We start from the raw sequence: 17,773 nt of genomic DNA on the forward strand, positions 1-17,773 counted from the left end.
GCTCATGGCCATCCAACGACGCGCGCGGCGGCGAGCCGAGAATCCGGCGCTTCAAATGCCGCTTCGAGCCCCGCTTCAACCCTTCCCGCCCCCGCCCCGTACGATCCCGCACTCGACAGCAACCCGCACATGCAAGCCTGGCGCGGCCGCCTCGACGCGCTGCGCGCGCGCAATGCGATCGCCAAGCCGATGCGTGCTTGCGGACCCTTGACGCGCGCTGCCGGGCTTGTGCTCGAAGCGGTCGGCCTGCGCCTGTCGGTGGGCGCCGAAGTGATGATCGAACTGCCATTCGGTAGTTCGCTGGCGATGGCCGAAGCCGAAGTGGTCGGCTTCTCCGGCGACAAACTGTTTCTGATGCCGACGACCGAAGTGATCGGCCTCCTGCCTGGCGCGCGCGTTTATCCGCTTGAAAGCGCGCCCATCGCCGATCCCATGGCGGGGGCGAAACGCCTGCCGGTCGGCTGGGAATTGCTCGGCCGTGTGCTGGACGCGTCCGGCCGTCCGCTCGACGGCCTTGGCCCGCTCGGTGCGCATGCCGATGCGCCGCTGTCGTCACCGGTCATCAACCCGCTGAACCGCGAGCCGATTCACAAGGTGCTCGACGTCGGCGTGCGCGCGATCAACGCACTCCTGACCGTGGGCCGTGGCCAGCGCATGGGCCTGTTCGCCGGTTCGGGCGTCGGCAAATCGGTGCTGCTCGGTACGATGGCGCGTTACACCAGCGCCGAGGTGATCGTGATCGGCCTGATCGGCGAACGCGGCCGCGAAGTGAAGGAATTCATCGAACAGATTCTCGGCGAGGAAGGCCTCGCCCGCTCCGTCGTTATCGCCGCACCGGCCGACGTCTCCCCGCTCTTGCGGATGCAGGCCGCATCGTACTCGACCTCGCTCGCCGAATATTTCCGCGATCAGGGCAAGCACGTGCTGTTGCTGATGGATTCGCTGACCCGTTACGCGATGGCACAGCGCGAAATCGCGCTGGCGGTGGGCGAGCCGCCCGCCACCAAGGGCTATCCGCCTTCGGTGTTCGCCAAACTGCCGGCACTCGTCGAGCGGACCGGCAACGGCCCGGCGGGCGGCGGTTCGATCACCGCGTTCTACACCGTGCTGACCGAAGGCGATGACCAGCAGGACCCGATCGCCGACTCCGCGCGGGCGATTCTCGACGGCCATATCGTGCTGTCGCGCTCGCTCGCCGAGGCCGGCCACTATCCGGCGATCGACATCGAAGCCTCGATTAGCCGGGCAATGACCGCGCTGATCGACGATAACCATCTCGAGAAGACGCGTATGTTCAAGCAGATGCTGTCGCGCTATCAGCGCAACCGCGATCTGATCAACGTCGGCGCCTATTCGAGCGGGCGCGACCCGTTGCTCGACCGTGCGATTGCGCTGTATCCGCGGATGGAAGCGTTTTTGCAGCAAGGTTTTCGCGAGTGCGCGAACTTTGAACCGAGTCTCGACATGCTGGACGCTCTGTTCGCCCAAGGAGGCTGACGATGGCGAATCACTTTCCGATCAAGACCCTCATTGGCCTCGCCCAGGACGACGTCGACGCCGCCGCACAACGTCTGGGCCGCGCGCAGCGCGAGCGCAACGACGTGCAGTCGCAGCTCGACTCGCTGATTCAGTACCGCGACGAATATCACGCGCGCTTCACCGCGACCGCCCAGACGGGCATGCCCGCCGGCAACATGCGCAATTTTCAGGCATTCATCGATACGCTCGATGCCGCCATCGAACAGCAGCGCAACCTGCTGGTGACCGCCAATGCACGCGTCGAGGCTGCCAAGCCCGACTGGCAGCGCCAGAAGCAGAAGCTCGGTTCATATGAAGTGCTGCGGGCGCGTGGCGAAGCGGCCGAGGCGAAAACCATGGCACGGCGCGACCAGCGCGACTCCGACGAACACGCCGCGCGCATTCTGAGGATGCGCGCCGAGGGCGCCTGACCCGCCCGAACACCGCCTCGGTTGACCGAACACCCCGTTTGACAGATTGACAGGATTCCCAATGTCGCTTCTTTCACAGATCGGCTCGCTGCTCGGCTCTGCCAGCAGCACCGCCACCAGCGCGGCCATGGCCGCTGCGGCAAACACCAAGCCGTTCTCGCAAACGCTGCAGCAGAGCATCGACCTGCAGAACAACGCGGCCGCGCAGAGTGCGAACAAACCGCCGGCTTCGCCGTCCTCTGCATCGTCGTCGCCCTCCTCTTCGTCTTCGGCGTCCTCCTCTTCGTCGGCTTCATCGTCGTCGAGCGTACACGACGCACCGCCGCCGCCTGATCCTTCGACGAAGAGCTCGAACACCGCGAGCAGCAACGCGGACAACAGCAACTCGACGAGCGCGCCCTCATCCGGCTCGTCGTCCGCTTCGTCGTCCAACACACAGCAGGCCTCGACCGGCAACACCAACGCGACACCGCCGAAGTCCGGCAACACGACCACGCAGACCAGTGCGGGCACAGCAGCAGCAGCAGCGGCCGCTGCTCAGGCGCAAGCGCAGGCTCTAGCTCAAGCCAACGCGAACAGCGCCACCGACCCGGCGACCGCCGATCCTGCCACGGCGCTGACCGACGCCTCGACCACGCCGCCCGGCACGGGCACCGACACCACGACGGGCGGCACCCCGGGCAAAAAAACTGGCGCGACCGATTCGAAGTCGGTGCAGGACGCCTTGCAGGCGGCGCTGGCCGCGTTGGCGAGCGGCCAGGGCGTGGTTCCGGCGCAGGCCCTGGCGAGCACGGCGGCGAACGCAGCAACGACGGCGGGCGGTTTGGGTGCTGGCGCGAGCAACGGACTCCAGGGAACGACGGACGGCAAGACGCTTGCGGCCGGCTTGTTTGGCGACGGCAAGGGATCGGGCGCGGGCAAGGCCGCGTTGACGGCGGCGGCCACGACGGTGGCGGATCCATCGGCGTCAGCGAAAGCTGTGGCTGACGCGTTGACTGCGACGGCTGCTGGTGGTGTGCAGGCTGACGATCTGGCGTCCTTCAAGAGCGCGGCCGATGCCGCGACGGCGGCGCTGGCAGCCGGCCAGGCTGCGGCGGGCGCCGCGAGTACGACGGCGGCTGTGCAAACGACGGGGAACGCGGGTGCGGCGGAAGCGGCGAATGCGTTGTCGCCGCCGGTGGGCACGACGGATTGGGAAGATGCGTTGAGTCAGAAGGTGGTGTTTTTGTCGAATGCGCATACGCAGAGCGCCGAGCTGACTTTGAATCCGAAGGATTTGGGGCCCCTACAGGTTGTGTTGCAGGTTGCCGATAACCATGCACATGCGTTGTTTGTTTCGCAGCACCAGCAGGTGCGGGAGGCTGTCGAGGCAGCGTTGCCGAAGCTTCGCGAGGCGATGGAGTCCAATGGGATTGGGCTTGGGAGCGCTAGTGTTAGCGATGGGTTTGCCCGGCAGGGCGGGCAGCAGCAGAGTGCGGGTTCTAGGCAATCAGGTGGCGGGGGCAGCGGGGCTGCAGGGTCTTTTGCCGGTGGCACTGGTTCTGGTTCTGACTCCGTCGTCGCTAATGTTGCCGTGCGGCGCAGTGTGGGGTTGGTCGATACGTTTGCTTAGTGGTTTTTTTGCCTTCGCGGTGCTTGTTTGTCTGTTTGCCTACGGCGGTGGGGTTTGCTTGTTTTTTGCCCGCGTGGCGCTTTTCTCTGTGTTTTTATGGTGTTGGCCTCTCCTTGAATTCTTATTGGATTATTAGCGTTGCCCCTGTGCGGGGCGGCACTTACTTTCTTTGCCGCCGCAAAGAAAGATAAGCAAAGAAAGCGGCTCAAACCGCTAGCTCATAAGCGGGTCCCCTGGCTTGGAGGGGGTAGTGGTGCATCTGGAATCCGTGCCCCCGCACATTCGGCGTCAGTGACAAAGGAGTCATCAGCTCCCACTCCGCACTACGTGCGTCGCGGATGGGTCTGCCTGGGAAACCGAGGGCTTCTTTTGAAGCGGGGAGCTATGCTTCGGCGCAGCGCCCAATTATCTGGCCGTGAGAGGCACGGATACGCGGTGATACGAGCCTGGGCTTCAAACGAAGTGCGGTGCCTCGTAGCGCGTTCGCGACGGGACGGTGGCCTACTGTGCCGAGTAGTTGACGGCGGGCGCGAAAACGACCGGATGGTTTGGTGAAGTACACGTCGGCGCGCGCAGCGCCGCCGGAAGTATGACTGCTTTGTCACCAGGGCCGAATGTGCGAGGGCACGGATTCCAGATGCACCACTACCGTGGCTGTGCGGGGGACCCGCTTAAGAATTAGCGGTTTTGAGCCGCTTTCTTTGCTTATCTTTCTTTGCGGCGGCAAAGAAAGTAAGTGCCGCCCCGCACAGGGGCAACGCTAATAGACCAATAAGAAATCAAGGAAAGGCCAACGCCGCAGGCAAGCAGGCAAGCAGACAAACAACGAGCGCCGCGCAGGCAAAAACCCCAAACGCCGCGCCGTCAGGCGCCCCCCGCCCAAACGGGCAAAAACCAGAGATAGCCCTCAATAACCCTTCTTTTCGACCCATCGCGCCGCAGGCAAATAAACAACAATCACCCTCACCAGCACTAAAGGCAAGCAAAGCAAACCTCATGGCAACCACGACCGCAAACCAGCAAGCCGCGCCCGCCTCGCCGGGCCCCTTGAAGCGCATCATCCTGATCGTCGTCATCGCGCTCATCGCCGCAGGCGCCGCCGGCGCGGGTGTGTGGTTCTACATGTCCCAGCGTAGCCCGGCCCCCGCCTCAGCGGCCACGGCCAGTGCGCCGGCGCCACTGGCCGTGCCGCTGTTCTTCCCGCTCGAATCGATGACGGTCAACCTGCAATCGGACGACGGTCAGCAACACTTCCTGCGTATCGGCCTGACCCTCAAGCTCAACGACCCGAAAACCCAGCAGGAACTCTCCGACCATATGCCGGAAGTGCGCAGCCGCATCCTCCTCGCCCTGTCGAACAAACATCCGGAAGACCTCGCGCCGCTCGAAGGCAAACGCGCGCTGGCCACCGAACTCCAGACATTGATCGAACAGCCGACCGATAAAGGCGCGCCGCCGATCCACGTCCAGGACGTGCTGTTCACCGAATTCGTCGTGCAGTGACGTTCTCAGTGACGTCATTCACCGCCGCCATCATTAACCGCCGGACGCACGAGGAATAAGGAATGGGCCACGAAGAGTTCATGTCCCAGGAGGAGGTCGATGCCCTCCTCAAGGGCGTCACCGGCGAGTCCGACTCGGTCGCCGAGCAGACCGATCGTGCGGGCGTACGCCCGTACAACATCGCGACGCAGGAACGCATCGTCCGCGGCCGGATGCCCGGCCTCGAAATCATCAACGACCGCTTCGCGCGCCTGTTGCGCGTCGGTATCTTCAACTTCATGCGGCGTTCGGCGGAAATCTCCGTCGGTCCAGTGAAGGTGGTGAAGTACAGCGAGTTCACCCGCAACCTGCCGATCCCGACCAACCTGAACCTGGTCCATGTGAAGCCGTTGCGCGGCACATCGCTGTTCGTGTTCGACCCGAATCTGGTGTTCTTCGTGGTCGACAACCTGTTCGGCGGCGACGGGCGTTTCCATACCCGCGTCGAAGGCCGCGATTTCACGGCAACCGAGCAGCGCATCATCATGAAGCTGCTCAATCTCACGTTCGAGCACTACGCGGCGTCGTGGAAAAGCGTGCGCCCGCTGCAGTTCGAATTCGTACGCTCGGAAATGCACACGCAGTTCGCCAACGTGGCGACGCCGAACGAAATCGTCATCGTCACGCAGTTCTCGATCGAGTTCGGCACGACGGGCGGCACGCTGCACATCTGCATGCCGTATTCGATGATCGAGCCGATCCGAGACATTCTCTCGTCGCCGATCCAGGGCGAGGCGCTCGAAGTCGACCGCCGCTGGGTCCGCGTGCTGTCGCAACAGGTGCAGGCAGCAGAAGTGGAACTGACCGCCGACCTTGCACAGGTGCCGGTCACGTTCGAACAGATCCTGAACATGCGCCGTGGCGATGTTCTGCCGATCAACATCCCCGAACACATCACGGCGAAAGTCGATGGCGTGCCGGTGATGGAGTGCGGCTACGGAATTTTCAATGGTCAGTACGCGTTGCGGGTCCAGAAAATGATCAGCGCAGCCGACACGATGAAGGAAGGTGGATATGAGTGACCTGAACGCAAAGACTGAGGCCGAACTGGCCGCTGGCGCGCCGCAACTGGCCGCCGACGCAGCCAGCGCCGAAGACGACGCGGCGATGGCCGACTGGGCCAGCGCGCTGGCCGAGCAGAACGACAACACGGAAGTCAGCGCAACCACGGCAGGCGTGTTCCAGCCGCTCTCGAAGGTCGAGTCGACCTCGACGCGTAATGACATCGACATGATCCTGGACATTCCCGTCCAGATGACCGTCGAACTCGGCCGCACCAAGATCGCGATCCGCAACCTGCTGCAACTCGCGCAAGGTTCGGTCGTGGAACTGGACGGCATGGCCGGTGAACCGATGGACGTGCTGGTCAACGGCTGCCTGATCGCCCAGGGCGAAGTGGTGGTCGTCAACGACAAGTTCGGTATCCGTCTGACCGACATCATCACGCCGTCCGAACGCATCCGGAAGTTGAATCGATGAACCGTGTTGCCGGTCGCGCCGCGTTGCGTATGCCGCAGGGTTCGCCTCAGTCACATGCGTCACATGCGTCACATGCGTCACATGCGTCACATGCGTCGCGCCATGATCTCCATCGCACTGGCCTCGCGACGACCGCGGCAACGACAGCGACAGCGACTACGTCGGCGCTGATGGCCGCACTGGCCTCCGTGGCGACATTCGCACCATCGGCCGCGCACGCAGCCGACATGAACGCGGTCAACAACGCCGCGAAAATCGCGTCGGGTGTCGGTGCCGGCACGGCCGTTCCGGCGCTTGGCGTCGGCGCGGTGTTGCAAACCATTGTCGGCCTGCTGGTCGTGATCGGTCTGGTGTTCGCCTGTGCATGGCTCGCGCGCCGCTTCGGCTTGCAACCCGCCCATCGCGGCGGCCTCGTAAAGACGATTGGCGGTGCCTCGCTCGGCGGCAAGGAGCGGGTCGCGGTGGTCGAGATCGGCGATACGTGGCTCGTGCTCGGCACGGCGCCGGGCAATGTGCGTCTGCTGCACACGATGCCCGCCGGTTCGGCCGCAGTCGATCCGGCCGCAGGCACGCAACCCGCCACACCAGGCGCATCCGGTACCGGCGCAGCATTGCCCGGCACCTTCGGCCAACGCTTTCGCGACGCTTTAAAAGGCGAAGTGGGCAAACGTTTCAATGGGCAAGGCAGCGGGGATCGGTAATGCAGTTCAGTCTTCAATCAGCGCAATCAGTGCGTCACGCGCACGCCACTCGCATGTCTTCTGCCGCCTCGAAAGTCATTCCCGTGCTGCGCCGTGTCGCGCCAGTGGTATTACCGGCTCTGATGCTCGCACTGCCGACGCTGTCGTTCGCGCAAACCGCCGGCTTGCCGGCCTTCAATACGAGCCCGGGCCCGAACGGTGGCACGACCTACTCGCTGAGCGTGCAGACGATGCTGCTGCTCACGATGCTGTCGTTCCTGCCTGCGATGGTGCTGATGATGACGAGCTTCACGCGCATCATCATCGTGTTGTCGTTGCTGCGCCAGGCGCTCGGCACGACCACCACGCCGCCTAACCAGGTGCTGGTCGGTCTCGCGCTGTTCCTCACGCTATTCGTGATGTCGCCAGTGCTGGACAAGGCCTATAACGACGGCTACAAGCCGTTCTCCGAAGGCTCGATGCCGATGGAGACAGCCGTCAACCGCGGCCTCGCGCCGTTCAAGACCTTCATGCTGCGCCAGACCCGCGAAAGCGATCTCGCATTGTTCGCCCGCATCTCGCACGCCGCGCCGATGCAAGGCCCGGAAGATGTGCCGCTGTCGCTGCTGGTGCCGTCGTTCGTGACGAGCGAACTGAAAACGGGCTTCCAGATCGGCTTCACGATTTTCATCCCGTTCCTGATCATCGACATGGTGGTGGCGAGCGTGCTGATGTCGATGGGGATGATGATGGTGTCGCCCGCCACCATCTCGCTACCGTTCAAGCTGATGCTGTTCGTGCTGGTCGACGGTTGGCAATTGCTGCTCGGCTCGCTCGCGCAGAGCTTTGTTTAACCGCGTCGCTTAGCGGCCTCATCTAGCTGCGCCACTCAACCCCTCACGCTTCCGGTCGACTCGCCATGAATCAAGAATCCGTCATGACGCTCGCGCACCAGGCCATGTACGTCGGCCTGCTGCTTGCCGCGCCCTTGCTGCTGGTCGCGCTGGTGGTCGGTCTGGTAGTGAGCCTGTTCCAGGCCGCTACGCAGATCAACGAAACCACGCTGTCATTCATTCCGAAGTTGCTCGCCATCGCCATCACGATGGTGATCGCCGGTCCGTGGATGTTGACCACCATGCTCGACTATCTGCGCCAGACGCTCACCAACATCCCGTCGCTCGTCAACTGAGCGCGGCGCCGGCTTCCGCCCTTCTCCACCGTCATGTTTTCCGTCACCTACGCACAACTGAACGCCTGGCTCACGGCGTTCCTGTGGCCGTTCGTGCGAATTCTCGCGCTGGTGGCGACTGCGCCGGTGCTTGGCAACCGCGCGCTGCCGATGCGGGTGAAGATCGGCCTCGCGGCCTTCATCACGATCATCGTCGCGCCCACGCTCGGTGCGCTGCCGCAAGTCACGGTGTTCTCCGCCGAAGGCGTGTGGATCATCGCCAACCAGTTCCTGATCGGCATCGCGCTCGGCATGACGATGCAGATCGTGTTTCAGGCGATCGGCGCCACAGGTGATTTCGTCGGTCTGGGCATGGGCCTGGGTTTCGCGACGTTCTTCGACGCGCAGGCGAGCAGTTCGAGCCAGGTGCTGTCGAGCTATATGACCACGATCGCGATGCTGGTGTTTCTGGTGATCGACGGCCATTTGCAGATGATCAGCGCGCTGCTGACCACGTTCCAGTCGGTGCCGGTCTCGGCGAACATCCTCGGCGCGCCCGGCTGGCGCACCCTGGCGAATTTCGGCAGCACGGTGTTTTCGGCGGGGCTGCTGCTGTCGCTGCCGGTGGTCGTCGCGCTCCTGATCGCCAACATCTCGCTCGGCATCCTGAACCGCGCCGCGCCGCAAATCGGCGTGTTCCAGATCGGCTTTCCGCTGACGATGCTGATCGGCATGCTGCTCCTGCAGCTGATGATCCCGAACATGATTCCATTCTTCATGCGCCTGTTCGATGTTGGCATCGATCAGATGGGACGCGTGGCGGCCGGCTTCAAGTAGCGCAGCCTGCCCCGGGGCGGCGACTGGCTTCGCGTTGGCCACCCATCGGCCACCTAAAACAAAGAAGGGCGGAACCGGCTCACACCGGCTTCCGCCCTTCTGCATTTCAGACTACGTAGCCGCTCAGTTCAGGTACTGGAACAGCGAAACGCTCTGAATCTTCACGAACGCCTGCTGCGCCGCTTGCAGCGCGTTTTGCGTCATCGTGTACTGGCCGATCGTCTTGGCCATGTCGGTCTGCGTCAGATCTGCCAGGTTGCTCGCCGTCTGCAACGTGTTGGTCTGCGTGACGGTCTGCAACGCTTGCACTTGCTGCTCACGGCCACCCACCGCCGCCTGCGCGGTCACGACGTTGTTCATCGTGTTTTCGAGCTGGGTCATGCTGGTGGTCAGCGCGCTCTGGAAAGTGGCCGTCGAGGCGCCGCCAGACAGCGGCGATTGCAACGTGGTGATCAACTGGCTCAGATTTGCGAACACATCCATGCTGCCTTGCGTGGCCGGCGTCACGGAAAAGCTGTCGCCCGCGTTCGGCGCGCCAGTGATGTTCACCGTCTGGCCGCCAAGCGTGATCGCCGAGCCGGCCGTGAACGCTTGCGGCGCGCTCGTGGTCGGCGCCCCGCTCGGCGGGGTCTGGGTCACCGTGTAGGTGGTCGCCGACGTGAAGTTGATCTGGTACGTATCCGCATTGGCCGGATTGGTCGGATTCGTCAGGCTGACGGTGCTGATCACGCCCGTGCCGGTATTGGCGGCCGTCGCGGCCGGCACCGAGCTGGTGCCGATTGCTGCAACGCTGCCGAAGATCGCGATACCGTTGTCGCCGGTCTGAATCGTGTGCGACGACGTGACCTGCATGGAAGGCGTACCGGTATCGCCCGAATAGCTCACAACGCCGGCTGCGTTGGTGGTGTACGGGGTCGCGGTGGTTTGATAACCGCCGAACAAGGCGTTGCCCTGCGGATCGGTCGCATTGGCGAGCGTCATCAACTGGCTGCGCAAGCTCTGCAGTTGCGTTGCGATCGAGCCGCGGTCGCCGTTGTTCAGCGAACCGTCGCCGGCGCTCAGCACCAGCGTATGAATGCTCTGCAGCACTGTATTGACGCTGCCGAGCGTTGAATCTTCCTGTTGCAGCGAAGAGAGCGCTGCGCCCTGGTTGGTCGTGTACTGCGACAGGCTCGTCGCCGTCGAGCTCAACAGCACTGCCTGCGCCGCGCCGAGCGGATTGTCCGACGGCGTGGAGAGGCTGACGCCGGTCGAGATCTGTTGATACAACTGCGACAACTGAGCTTGCTGATCGCTCATCGTCGCCACGTTCATGTTGAAGTACTGCATGCTGGAGATACGCATGTTCAACGCCTCACTGGAAGATGCCGAGTAGCGTCTGGAACAGGGTCTGCGCGGTCTGGATAACCTTGCTGTTCGCCTGATAGAGCTGCTGATACTGAAGCAGGTTGGCTGCTTCTTCGTTGATGTTCACGCCCGAGACCGACTGCTGCGCGGTGGTGATCTGCGTCACCAGCGAGGTCTGCGCCGTGCTCGAGGTCTGAATCTGGTTGGTCTGGTTACCGATCTGGTTGACGTAGTTCGCATACGCGCCCGTCAGCGTGACCGTGCCGCCCGACAATACCTTCGCCGCGGACAGGTTCGACAGCGCCAGCGCATTGCGGCCGTCGTTGCTCGCGCCGGTGTTCGGGCCGATGGTGAACGTGTCGCCCGCGGCCGGTGCGCCGCTGATCGTCACCGAAACGTTGTTCATCTGGCCCAAGGTCGGGTTGGTGATCGTCAGCGACGCACCCGTGGCCGACGAATACGGCACCACGGTCGCCGCACTGGCGATCGGGTAAGGGGTAGGGGGCGTGCCAGCTACCGTCACCGTCGAACCGGCCGGGAAGCCGGACAGACCCGCGCCGTTGTACGACAGCGTGGTGGTCGCATTCGGCATCGTGTAGCCGGCCGTTACGGTGCCTTGTGTGATCGTACCGGTGCCGGTATTGCTCGGCGTTGCAGCGCCGAGCACCGGTGCCGCGGCGGCAATCGCCGACGGGTCCGTGGTCGCCGTGTTGAAGCTGTTCAGCGCGCCGCGGGTCGGTTCGACCGTGAACGAGTCGCCGGCTTTCATCGTGCCGGTGGTCGAGAAATTTAGACCGTTGATCGGCTGGGTCAGATTGGCCGCCGAACCCACCACGTTGCCGGTCGAATTGTCGGTCAGCGTGTAGGTGCTGCCGTTGTAGGACAGCGTGTAATCGCCGGTAGTCGGCTGCGCGGGATTCGCGAACGAGACGTTCAGCGACGCGTTACCGGTGTTCTGCGTGTTCGCGTAGACGGTCGGGCCACCCACTGAGAACAGCGCGCCGCCTTGGGCGCCGGCGAGCGTGATGCCGAGGCCGTTCTGCGCGTTGACCTGGGCGGAAAAGCTCACCGCAATCGCGCCGAGTTGCGCTTCCGACGGATCGAGTGTCTGGCTGCGGAACGCCAGCAGGCCGCCCAGCGTGCCACCCGTGACCTTGCTGTCGGGCAGGTTTTGCGGCGCGGCGGCCGGGTTCGCACCGGCTTGGCCGAGATACTGCACCGACAGTTCGCTGGTGTCGCCTGTGGAAGGCGCCGTACCCAGGTTGTAGCTATTGGTGGACGACACGAGCGGCTGGCCGTTGGCCATGAACACGCTGTAGCTGCCGTTGCTGTTCACGACGTTCACGCCGATCAGTTGCGACAGGTTCGACACGGCTTGATCGCGTTGATCCATCAGCTGGTTCGGCGGCTGACCTTGCGTGCTGGCCTGGGAGATCTGCCCGTTCAACTGGGCGATCTGTTGGGTGTAGCTGTTGATTTGCGCAACGGTGTTGCTGAGCTGCGTGTTGACGCTCTGGCGCATCGCGTCGTATTGCTGACCCGCGGCATTGATCTGGTTCACGAGCGTCTGCGCGCCGCTTATCGCGCCCTGACGGGTGGACAGGCTGGAGGCGTTGTTCGAGACGTTCTGCAAACCGGTGAAGTAGCTGGTGATCGCGCTTGCAATGCCGGCTGTCGGGCTGCCGACCAGATTGTTCAGTTGCGAGATCATCGTGTTGTACGCCGTCAGCGAGCTGCCCGAGCTCTGGGCGTTGTTCAGCTCAGTGGTCAGGTACTGGCTGTACTGGCGCGTCACGGTGACGGTCGAGACACCCTGCGGCAGAAAACCCGAGCCGGTGTACTGGCCGCCGGCTTCCGCATAAACGGGGGTTTCGATCGTATAGCCGGGCGTCGACGCGTTGCTGATGTTCTGGCCGGTCGTCGTGAGTCCCCACTGCGCAGCGTTCAGTCCGCTGAGGCCGATACTGATGAGATCTGACATGCGTCATCCTGAAGGGCGACACCGACCACTTGCCGCCACGTTACTTGAACATCTTGTTTAACGGCCCTCACGAGGAAAAATTGAGGGCCATTCCGATGCTTGTTCGACGTTTGTTTCAACGTTTGCGAGGCGCGTGCCGCAAGGCTTCTGCACCGCTCAGCGCACCAGCGAACGGCGCTTCATTTCGAGTTGCGTAATCAGGCGTTGAAGCGTGTTTTCGGCGCTGCCCGGCAGCGTCAGAAAACGGAAGCCAAGTTGGTAGCGCTGCGTGCCGTTCGGCAACGCGGTGGAGCGGTGCGACACCAGTTGCAGATCAAGCGAAAGCCGGCCGAGCGTGCCGAGCGACAGTTCGCAATCCTGCAGCCGCGTGCCCATCGGCAATTCGGCCACGCGTTCATCCGTGGTGCGCATGCCGACGCCGCCAAGCGACAGATCGTGTACTTCGAAGCGAAACGTGTCGCCTTCGGGCAAACGGCCGCTGCACATATACGGATCGAGAATCGGCGCATCGACGCGGAAATACTCGCGGCGCTGCACATAGAACAGCACTTCAGGGAAGTCGGACTCGAATGCGGGCAGTCCTTCGTAGCGGGTCTCGCGCGGCGTGCCGGTGACGAACTCGACGCGCACACCGTCAGGCGACGCGTGGAACTGGCAGCGCGGCGCGCCCAATAAGCCTTTGTTCTGCTCGGCGAGCGCGCCCCAATCGAAAGTGAAGGTGCGCCCGCGCACGTCGACATCGAGCAGGCGCGTCACGAGCTGACCGCCCGCGTATTCAACGGTGAGGAAATCGCCTCGATTGACGAGGTTGCGTAACTGAACGCCGATCTCCAGCGGATTGCGACGGCCGAAATCGGGTGCGCTTTCGTCTAGGGTGGCGTGCGGCTGGCCGGGTGCGTCGGTCTGGCCGTGCGACTGGGTAGTATCCATAGGCTTGCCGGTATGCTTGTTCTTGCGGGCGCGTGCCAAGGCTCCTGCCGGGGCTTTCGCGCGGTCTTCATCGAAGCCGCAGCACGCGCATTCAACCGGACATTACAACGCTTTCCGGTATCGGGTCTAACTGATTAGCGGCAGCGCCCAGCCAAAATTTAGGGGGCGGTTATGAAATATTTGCCGCAAACGTTAAAACCGATATACCGCGGATGAAATCCGGCGGCTTCGAATACTGGCGGCGATCAGCTGGTCACGCGGTTCGACCGGCCGCCCGTAGGCGGCCGGCCTCATCCGTCTTGTTATGCACCTGGCCCCGTCGCGTGCATGGCTTTATTCGAGAAAATCACCCTGCATGAACTGATCAACCGCACGGTCGACTACGACCGCGTACCTGTATTAACGGCAGCTCAGCCCATTTTCTGCATGATGGACATCAGTTTTTTCGCGTAATGCGGATCGGTCGCGTAACCCGCGCGCTGCATGCCGTTGGCAAAGCCATTCACGTCATGCGCGGAATTGATCACCTGCGCATAACGCGGGTTGCCCTTGAGCAGGCTCGCGTAGTCGGTCATCGCTTCCTGGTACGAGTCGTACGCACGGAATTTTTCGACGGTGCGCTGCGGTTTGCCGTTCACATATTCAGTCGTGACCGTCGAGACGGTCTTGCCGGTCCAGTCCTTGGTCGCCTTGATGCCGAACACGTTGTGGCTGGTCGAACCGTCCGACTTCTTGATCTCGCTCTTGCCCCAGCCCGATTCGAGCGCGGCCTGGCCGATGATGAAGCGCGCCGGAATACCGGTTGCCGCGCTGGCGGCTTGCGCCGGCTCGGCCAACTTGTCGACGAAGGCATCGACCTTCGGCGAACTGCCGTCGCCTTTGATCGGCGGAGTCAGCGCGCTGTTGGCCGAGTAGCCCTTGCCCATCGCCAGTTGGCCGTTGGCCTGCGCATTGCCGTAGGCTCTCGCAAGCGCATTCAGCGCCGCGCTCTGGCCTTCGTCGCCGCCGCTGCCGCCACCCAGCGCACCGGCGAGGCCGCCGCTTGCACCATTCGCGCCGCCCACCTGCATGCCCTGATTGCGCATCATCTGCTTGAGCATCGCGTCAGCCACGCCAATGCCCTTCTGCGACAGCTGTTGCGACAACTGCTGATCCATCATCGACGTGAAGGTGGCGCTGTCGTGCGAATCGAACGGACCATCCTGTGGCGTCGCATCGCGCATGCTCTTCAGCATCATCTGCGTGAACACCGCGTCGAACTGCTGAGCGGCCATCTTCATGCCGGCTTGCGGCGAAGCCTTGGCTTGCGCACTCAATTTTCCGAAGCCTTGGACGTCGAGCGCGAAGCGCTGGGTCAGGTCGTTCGCCGCATTGGCGGAATTGGTCGTATCCGAATTCATCCTGTGTCTTCCTTAGATGATTTCCAGCTCGGCGCGCAGAGCGCCCGCCGCTTTCATGGCCTGCAGGATCGACATCAGATCCGCGGGCGTCGCACCGAGTGCGTTGAGCGCCTTCACCACTTCGGCAAGATTGGCGCCGGCGGTCACCATCTTCAGTGCGCCGTTGTCCTGCTTCATCTGAATCTGCGACTGTTTCTCCACCACCGTCTGGCCGTTCGAGAACGCACCCGGTTGGCTCACCACTGGCTGCGTATTGATCACCACCGACAGATTGCCGTGCGCCACCGCGCAGCTTTGCAGCGTGACCATCTGGTTCATCACGATCGAGCCGGTGCGCGCATTCAGGATCACCTTCGCGGCAGCTTGCGCCGGCTTGACGTCCAGGTTCTGCAATTGCGCCATGAAGGCGACCTGCTGCTCCGGATCGGTCGGCGCGCGCAGTTGAATCGTGCGGCCGTCGAGCGCCGTGGCCGTACCGCTGCCGAACGCGTTGTTCACCGCTGCCACCACGCGCTGCGTGGTGTCGTAGTCCATCTCGTTCAGGTCGAGCTGCATCGTGCCCGCTTGCGACACCGAGGTCGGCACCGCGCGTTCGACGATCGCGCCGCCGGCGACGCGGCCCGCATTGAGTGTGTTCACCTGCACCTTGCTGCCGTTCGCGCTCGCGCCAGCGCCGCCGACTGCCACGTTGCCCTGGCCAAGCGCATACACCTGGCCGTCCGCGCCCTTCAGCGGCGTGAGCAGCAGCGTGCCGCCGCGCAGGCTCTTCGAATTGCCGAGCGACGATACCGTCACGTCGATCGCTTCGCCGGGACGCGCGAACGGCGGCAGCACGGCCGTCACCATCACCGCGGCGACGTTCTTCAACTGGATATTCGACAACGACGACTGCGAGTTGCTCGAGCCCGCCGCCTGGTTGTTGATCGAGATGCCGAGGTTCGCCAGCATGTTGGCGAGCGTCTGCGTGGTGAATGGCGTTTGCGTGGTCTGGTCGCCCGTACCGTCGAGACCGACGACGAGGCCGTAGCCGATCAGCGGGTTGTCGCGCACGCCCTGGATCTGCACAAGATCCTTCAGACGCTCGGCGTGAGCGGGGGTGACGGCCGGCAGTGCCGCGCAAGCCAGCGCGACGATGGCGAGGACGCGGCCGAGGTGGACGAGTCGCGTGAAGCGGCCGGGACGGGAGAAGACGGTACGCATGATCACCACGGCGACACGTTGAGGAAGAAGCGCTGCAGCCAGCCCATGTTCTCGGCCTCGTCGAGATAGCCCTTCGCGGAGTATTCGATCTTGGCGTCGGCCACCTGGGTCGAGTACACGGCATTGAGACTGGAAATCGTGTTCGGATTCACGACGCCGGAGAAACGCACGAATTCGTTGCCCTGGTTGATCAGCATCTGCTTTTCGCCGCTCACCGTCAGGTTGCCGTTCGGCAGCACGCCCGTCACCGTCACGGTGATCGTGCCGTTGAAGGTGTTCGACGCGTTCGCACCACCGGTGCCGTTGAACACGTTCGCGCCGTTCGCGCTCAGATTGGTTTTGCCGAACAGTCCACCCAGGAAGCCCGCCGTCGGCACGCTGAAATTGGTGGTGCCCGTGCGATTCGCGTTGGCGCCCGACGATTTCGTCGCGTTGACGTTTTCCTGAATCACGATGGTCAGGATGTCGCCGACATTGCGCGGCCGCTGGTCTTCGAACAGCGGCCGGCCCGCGTAACCCGGGTTGTAGATCGAGCCCGGCGTTTGTGCCTGCGGCGGCATCGGCGGCAAGGCCGTCATCGGTTGCTGGGTGATCGGCTGCTTCGGCACGAGGCCGCAACCGCCCATCGCCGCGAGCAGCGTGAGCTGCACGAGCGCCTGAGCGGTGCGCGAATGAACCGGATTACGAGTGAAGTGCGACATCTTGATTACTGCCTTTCGAGAAAACGCCGGGCCGCCCCAAGTTTCCTTGTCCCCCTCGGGGGGGCCTGGCGCAAAGCGACAGGGTCGGGGGCGTTCTTAATTCCCAGTCCCTTAAGCCTTAAACCTGCATCTGGCTGAGGGTCTGCAGCATCTGGTCGGAGGTCGTCACGGCCTTGCTGTTGATTTCGTAAGCGCGCTGCGTCTGGATCATGTTCACCAGTTCCTGCACCACGTTCACGTTCGATGCTTCCACGTAACCCTGATTCAGCGTGCCGGCGCCGTTCAGGCCCGGTTGCGCGATGTTCGGCGCGCCCGACGAAGCGGTTTCCGCGAACAGGTTTTCGCCCTTCGCATCCAGACCGGCCGGGTTGATGAAGGTCGCGACCTGCATCGAGCCGAGTTGCTGGCTGTTGGTCGAGCCGGCGACAGTGATCGACACCACGCCGTCGCTGCCGATCGTGAGCGAGGTTGCGTTGTTCGGAATCGTGATGGCCGGGATGACCTGATAGCCGCTCGACGTCACGAGCTGGCCCTGTGCGTTGGTCTGGAACGAACCGTCGCGGGTGTAAGCGGTCGTGCCGTCGGGCATCTGCACCTGGAAGAAGCCCTGGCCGTTGATGGCGATGTCTTTCGAGTTGCCGGTCTGCTGCAGGTTGCCCTGCGTGTACAGACGCTCGGTGGCGACCTGTTGCACGCCGGTGCCAAGCTGGATACCGGACGGCAGTTCGGTTTGCTGAGTCGAGTTCGCACCCGGCTGGCGGATGGTCTGGTACAGCAGATCCTCGAACACCGCGCGCGAGCCCTTGAAGCCGTTGGTGCTGACGTTGGCGAGGTTGTTCGAAATCACGTCCATCTGCGCCTGCTGCGCATTCATGCCGGTAGCGGCGATGTAGAGTGAGCGATTCATTCTTCTTCTCCTATGTCGACCGGAGTTAGTGCTTCAGCAC

At 63.3% G+C, this 17,773-nt stretch carries 17 protein-coding genes; 10 read left to right on the top strand and 7 right to left on the bottom strand.

Translation table 11 applies throughout. The annotated features are described in order from the left end of the window. The 10 genes from fliI to fliR form a co-directional block, all read left to right on the top strand. Positions 1–1,497, top strand: a 1,497-nt coding sequence (gene fliI, locus GNZ12_RS11835) for a flagellar protein export ATPase FliI (RefSeq protein WP_172310512.1), incomplete at its 5' end; no start/stop codon positions are given. A 2-nt stretch (positions 1,498–1,499) separates the two neighbouring features. Next, on the top strand, positions 1,500–1,949 hold the full coding sequence (gene fliJ / locus GNZ12_RS11840; protein WP_172310513.1) for a flagellar export protein FliJ: 450 nt from the start codon (positions 1,500–1,502) through the stop codon (positions 1,947–1,949). 61 nt (positions 1,950–2,010) lie between these two features. Continuing rightward, positions 2,011–3,561, top strand: coding sequence for a flagellar hook-length control protein FliK (locus tag GNZ12_RS11845; RefSeq protein ID WP_172310514.1), 1,551 nt, complete (start codon positions 2,011–2,013; stop codon positions 3,559–3,561). Positions 3,562–4,557: 996 nt separating this feature from the next. Then, positions 4,558–5,064 (top strand): flagellar basal body-associated protein FliL, encoded by a 507-nt coding sequence (gene fliL / locus GNZ12_RS11850; protein WP_172310515.1) that lies wholly within the window; start codon positions 4,558–4,560, stop codon positions 5,062–5,064. A 62-nt stretch (positions 5,065–5,126) separates the two neighbouring features. After that, positions 5,127–6,125, top strand: a complete 999-nt coding sequence (gene fliM / locus GNZ12_RS11855) for a flagellar motor switch protein FliM (RefSeq protein WP_172310516.1) — start codon at positions 5,127–5,129, stop codon at positions 6,123–6,125. Then, positions 6,118–6,582 (top strand): flagellar motor switch protein FliN, encoded by a 465-nt coding sequence (gene fliN / locus GNZ12_RS11860; protein WP_172310517.1) that lies wholly within the window; start codon positions 6,118–6,120, stop codon positions 6,580–6,582. The genes fliM and fliN overlap by 8 nt, the downstream gene beginning before the upstream one ends. A 170-nt stretch (positions 6,583–6,752) precedes the next feature. Further along, positions 6,753–7,283: a flagellar biosynthetic protein FliO gene (fliO, locus tag GNZ12_RS11865; protein ID WP_172310539.1), complete on the top strand. Its 531-nt coding sequence runs from the start codon at positions 6,753–6,755 to the stop codon at positions 7,281–7,283. Further along, positions 7,283–8,116: a flagellar type III secretion system pore protein FliP gene (gene fliP / locus GNZ12_RS11870; protein ID WP_172310518.1), complete on the top strand. Its 834-nt coding sequence runs from the start codon at positions 7,283–7,285 to the stop codon at positions 8,114–8,116. The genes fliO and fliP overlap by 1 nt, the downstream gene beginning before the upstream one ends. A 65-nt stretch (positions 8,117–8,181) precedes the next feature. Continuing rightward, the gene (gene fliQ, locus GNZ12_RS11875) at positions 8,182–8,451 is read left to right on the top strand and encodes a flagellar biosynthesis protein FliQ (RefSeq protein ID WP_028198519.1); all 270 of its coding nucleotides are present in this window, start codon (positions 8,182–8,184) and stop codon (positions 8,449–8,451) included. A gap of 33 nt (positions 8,452–8,484) precedes the next feature. Continuing rightward, positions 8,485–9,267, top strand: a complete 783-nt coding sequence (gene fliR / locus GNZ12_RS11880) for a flagellar biosynthetic protein FliR (RefSeq protein WP_172310519.1) — start codon at positions 8,485–8,487, stop codon at positions 9,265–9,267. 123 nt (positions 9,268–9,390) lie between these two features. Here fliR and flgL read toward each other — a convergent pair whose 3' ends face one another. The 7 genes from flgL to flgG form a co-directional block, all read right to left on the bottom strand. Next, positions 9,391–10,611 (bottom strand): flagellar hook-associated protein FlgL, encoded by a 1,221-nt coding sequence (gene flgL, locus GNZ12_RS11885; protein ID WP_172310520.1) that lies wholly within the window; start codon positions 10,609–10,611, stop codon positions 9,391–9,393. Positions 10,612–10,621: 10 nt separating this feature from the next. Next, positions 10,622–12,595, bottom strand: coding sequence for a flagellar hook-associated protein FlgK (flgK, locus tag GNZ12_RS11890; RefSeq protein ID WP_172310521.1), 1,974 nt, complete (start codon positions 12,593–12,595; stop codon positions 10,622–10,624). Between the two features lie 156 nt (positions 12,596–12,751). Continuing rightward, a complete protein-coding gene (locus GNZ12_RS11895; protein ID WP_172310522.1) occupies positions 12,752–13,525 on the bottom strand; it encodes a flagellar brake protein in 774 nt (257 codons plus the stop codon). Positions 13,526–13,935: 410 nt separating this feature from the next. After that, complete coding sequence (gene flgJ, locus GNZ12_RS11900) at positions 13,936–14,925, bottom strand: flagellar assembly peptidoglycan hydrolase FlgJ (RefSeq protein WP_172310523.1); 990 nt, start codon at positions 14,923–14,925, stop codon at positions 13,936–13,938. Between the two features lie 12 nt (positions 14,926–14,937). Then, positions 14,938–16,125, bottom strand: coding sequence for a flagellar basal body P-ring protein FlgI (locus tag GNZ12_RS11905; protein ID WP_235993699.1), 1,188 nt, complete (start codon positions 16,123–16,125; stop codon positions 14,938–14,940). Positions 16,126–16,127: 2 nt separating this feature from the next. Then, positions 16,128–16,826 (bottom strand): flagellar basal body L-ring protein FlgH, encoded by a 699-nt coding sequence (flgH, locus tag GNZ12_RS11910; RefSeq protein ID WP_172310524.1) that lies wholly within the window; start codon positions 16,824–16,826, stop codon positions 16,128–16,130. 118 nt (positions 16,827–16,944) lie between these two features. After that, positions 16,945–17,733: a flagellar basal-body rod protein FlgG gene (gene flgG / locus GNZ12_RS11915; protein WP_172310525.1), complete on the bottom strand. Its 789-nt coding sequence runs from the start codon at positions 17,731–17,733 to the stop codon at positions 16,945–16,947. Positions 17,734–17,773: the final 40 nt, after the last annotated feature.

Source organism: Paraburkholderia solitsugae (assembly GCF_013177695.1).
GTDB lineage: Bacteria > Pseudomonadota > Gammaproteobacteria > Burkholderiales > Burkholderiaceae > Paraburkholderia > Paraburkholderia solitsugae.

Bases quoted from the DNA above. Each gene is read 5' to 3' on its own strand.
- fliJ (WP_172310513.1), top strand. From the start codon at position 1,500: ATGGCGAATCACTTTCCGATCAAGACCCTCATTGGCCTCGCCCAGGAC.
- GNZ12_RS11845 (WP_172310514.1), top strand. From the start codon at position 2,011: ATGTCGCTTCTTTCACAGATCGGCTCGCTGCTCGGCTCTGCCAGCAGC.
- fliL (WP_172310515.1), top strand. From the start codon at position 4,558: ATGGCAACCACGACCGCAAACCAGCAAGCCGCGCCCGCCTCGCCGGGC.
- fliM (WP_172310516.1), top strand. From the start codon at position 5,127: ATGGGCCACGAAGAGTTCATGTCCCAGGAGGAGGTCGATGCCCTCCTC.
- fliN (WP_172310517.1), top strand. From the start codon at position 6,118: ATGAGTGACCTGAACGCAAAGACTGAGGCCGAACTGGCCGCTGGCGCG.
- fliO (WP_172310539.1), top strand. From the start codon at position 6,753: ATGGCCGCACTGGCCTCCGTGGCGACATTCGCACCATCGGCCGCGCAC.
- fliP (WP_172310518.1), top strand. From the start codon at position 7,283: ATGCAGTTCAGTCTTCAATCAGCGCAATCAGTGCGTCACGCGCACGCC.
- fliQ (WP_028198519.1), top strand. From the start codon at position 8,182: ATGAATCAAGAATCCGTCATGACGCTCGCGCACCAGGCCATGTACGTC.
- fliR (WP_172310519.1), top strand. From the start codon at position 8,485: ATGTTTTCCGTCACCTACGCACAACTGAACGCCTGGCTCACGGCGTTC.
- flgL (WP_172310520.1), bottom strand. From the start codon at position 10,611: ATGCGTATCTCCAGCATGCAGTACTTCAACATGAACGTGGCGACGATG.
- flgK (WP_172310521.1), bottom strand. From the start codon at position 12,595: ATGTCAGATCTCATCAGTATCGGCCTCAGCGGACTGAACGCTGCGCAG.
- GNZ12_RS11895 (WP_172310522.1), bottom strand. From the start codon at position 13,525: ATGGATACTACCCAGTCGCACGGCCAGACCGACGCACCCGGCCAGCCG.
- flgJ (WP_172310523.1), bottom strand. From the start codon at position 14,925: ATGAATTCGGATACGACCAATTCCGCCAATGCGGCGAACGACCTGACC.
- GNZ12_RS11905 (WP_235993699.1), bottom strand. From the start codon at position 16,125: ATGCGTACCGTCTTCTCCCGTCCCGGCCGCTTCACGCGACTCGTCCAC.
- flgH (WP_172310524.1), bottom strand. From the start codon at position 16,826: ATGTCGCACTTCACTCGTAATCCGGTTCATTCGCGCACCGCTCAGGCG.
- flgG (WP_172310525.1), bottom strand. From the start codon at position 17,733: ATGAATCGCTCACTCTACATCGCCGCTACCGGCATGAATGCGCAGCAG.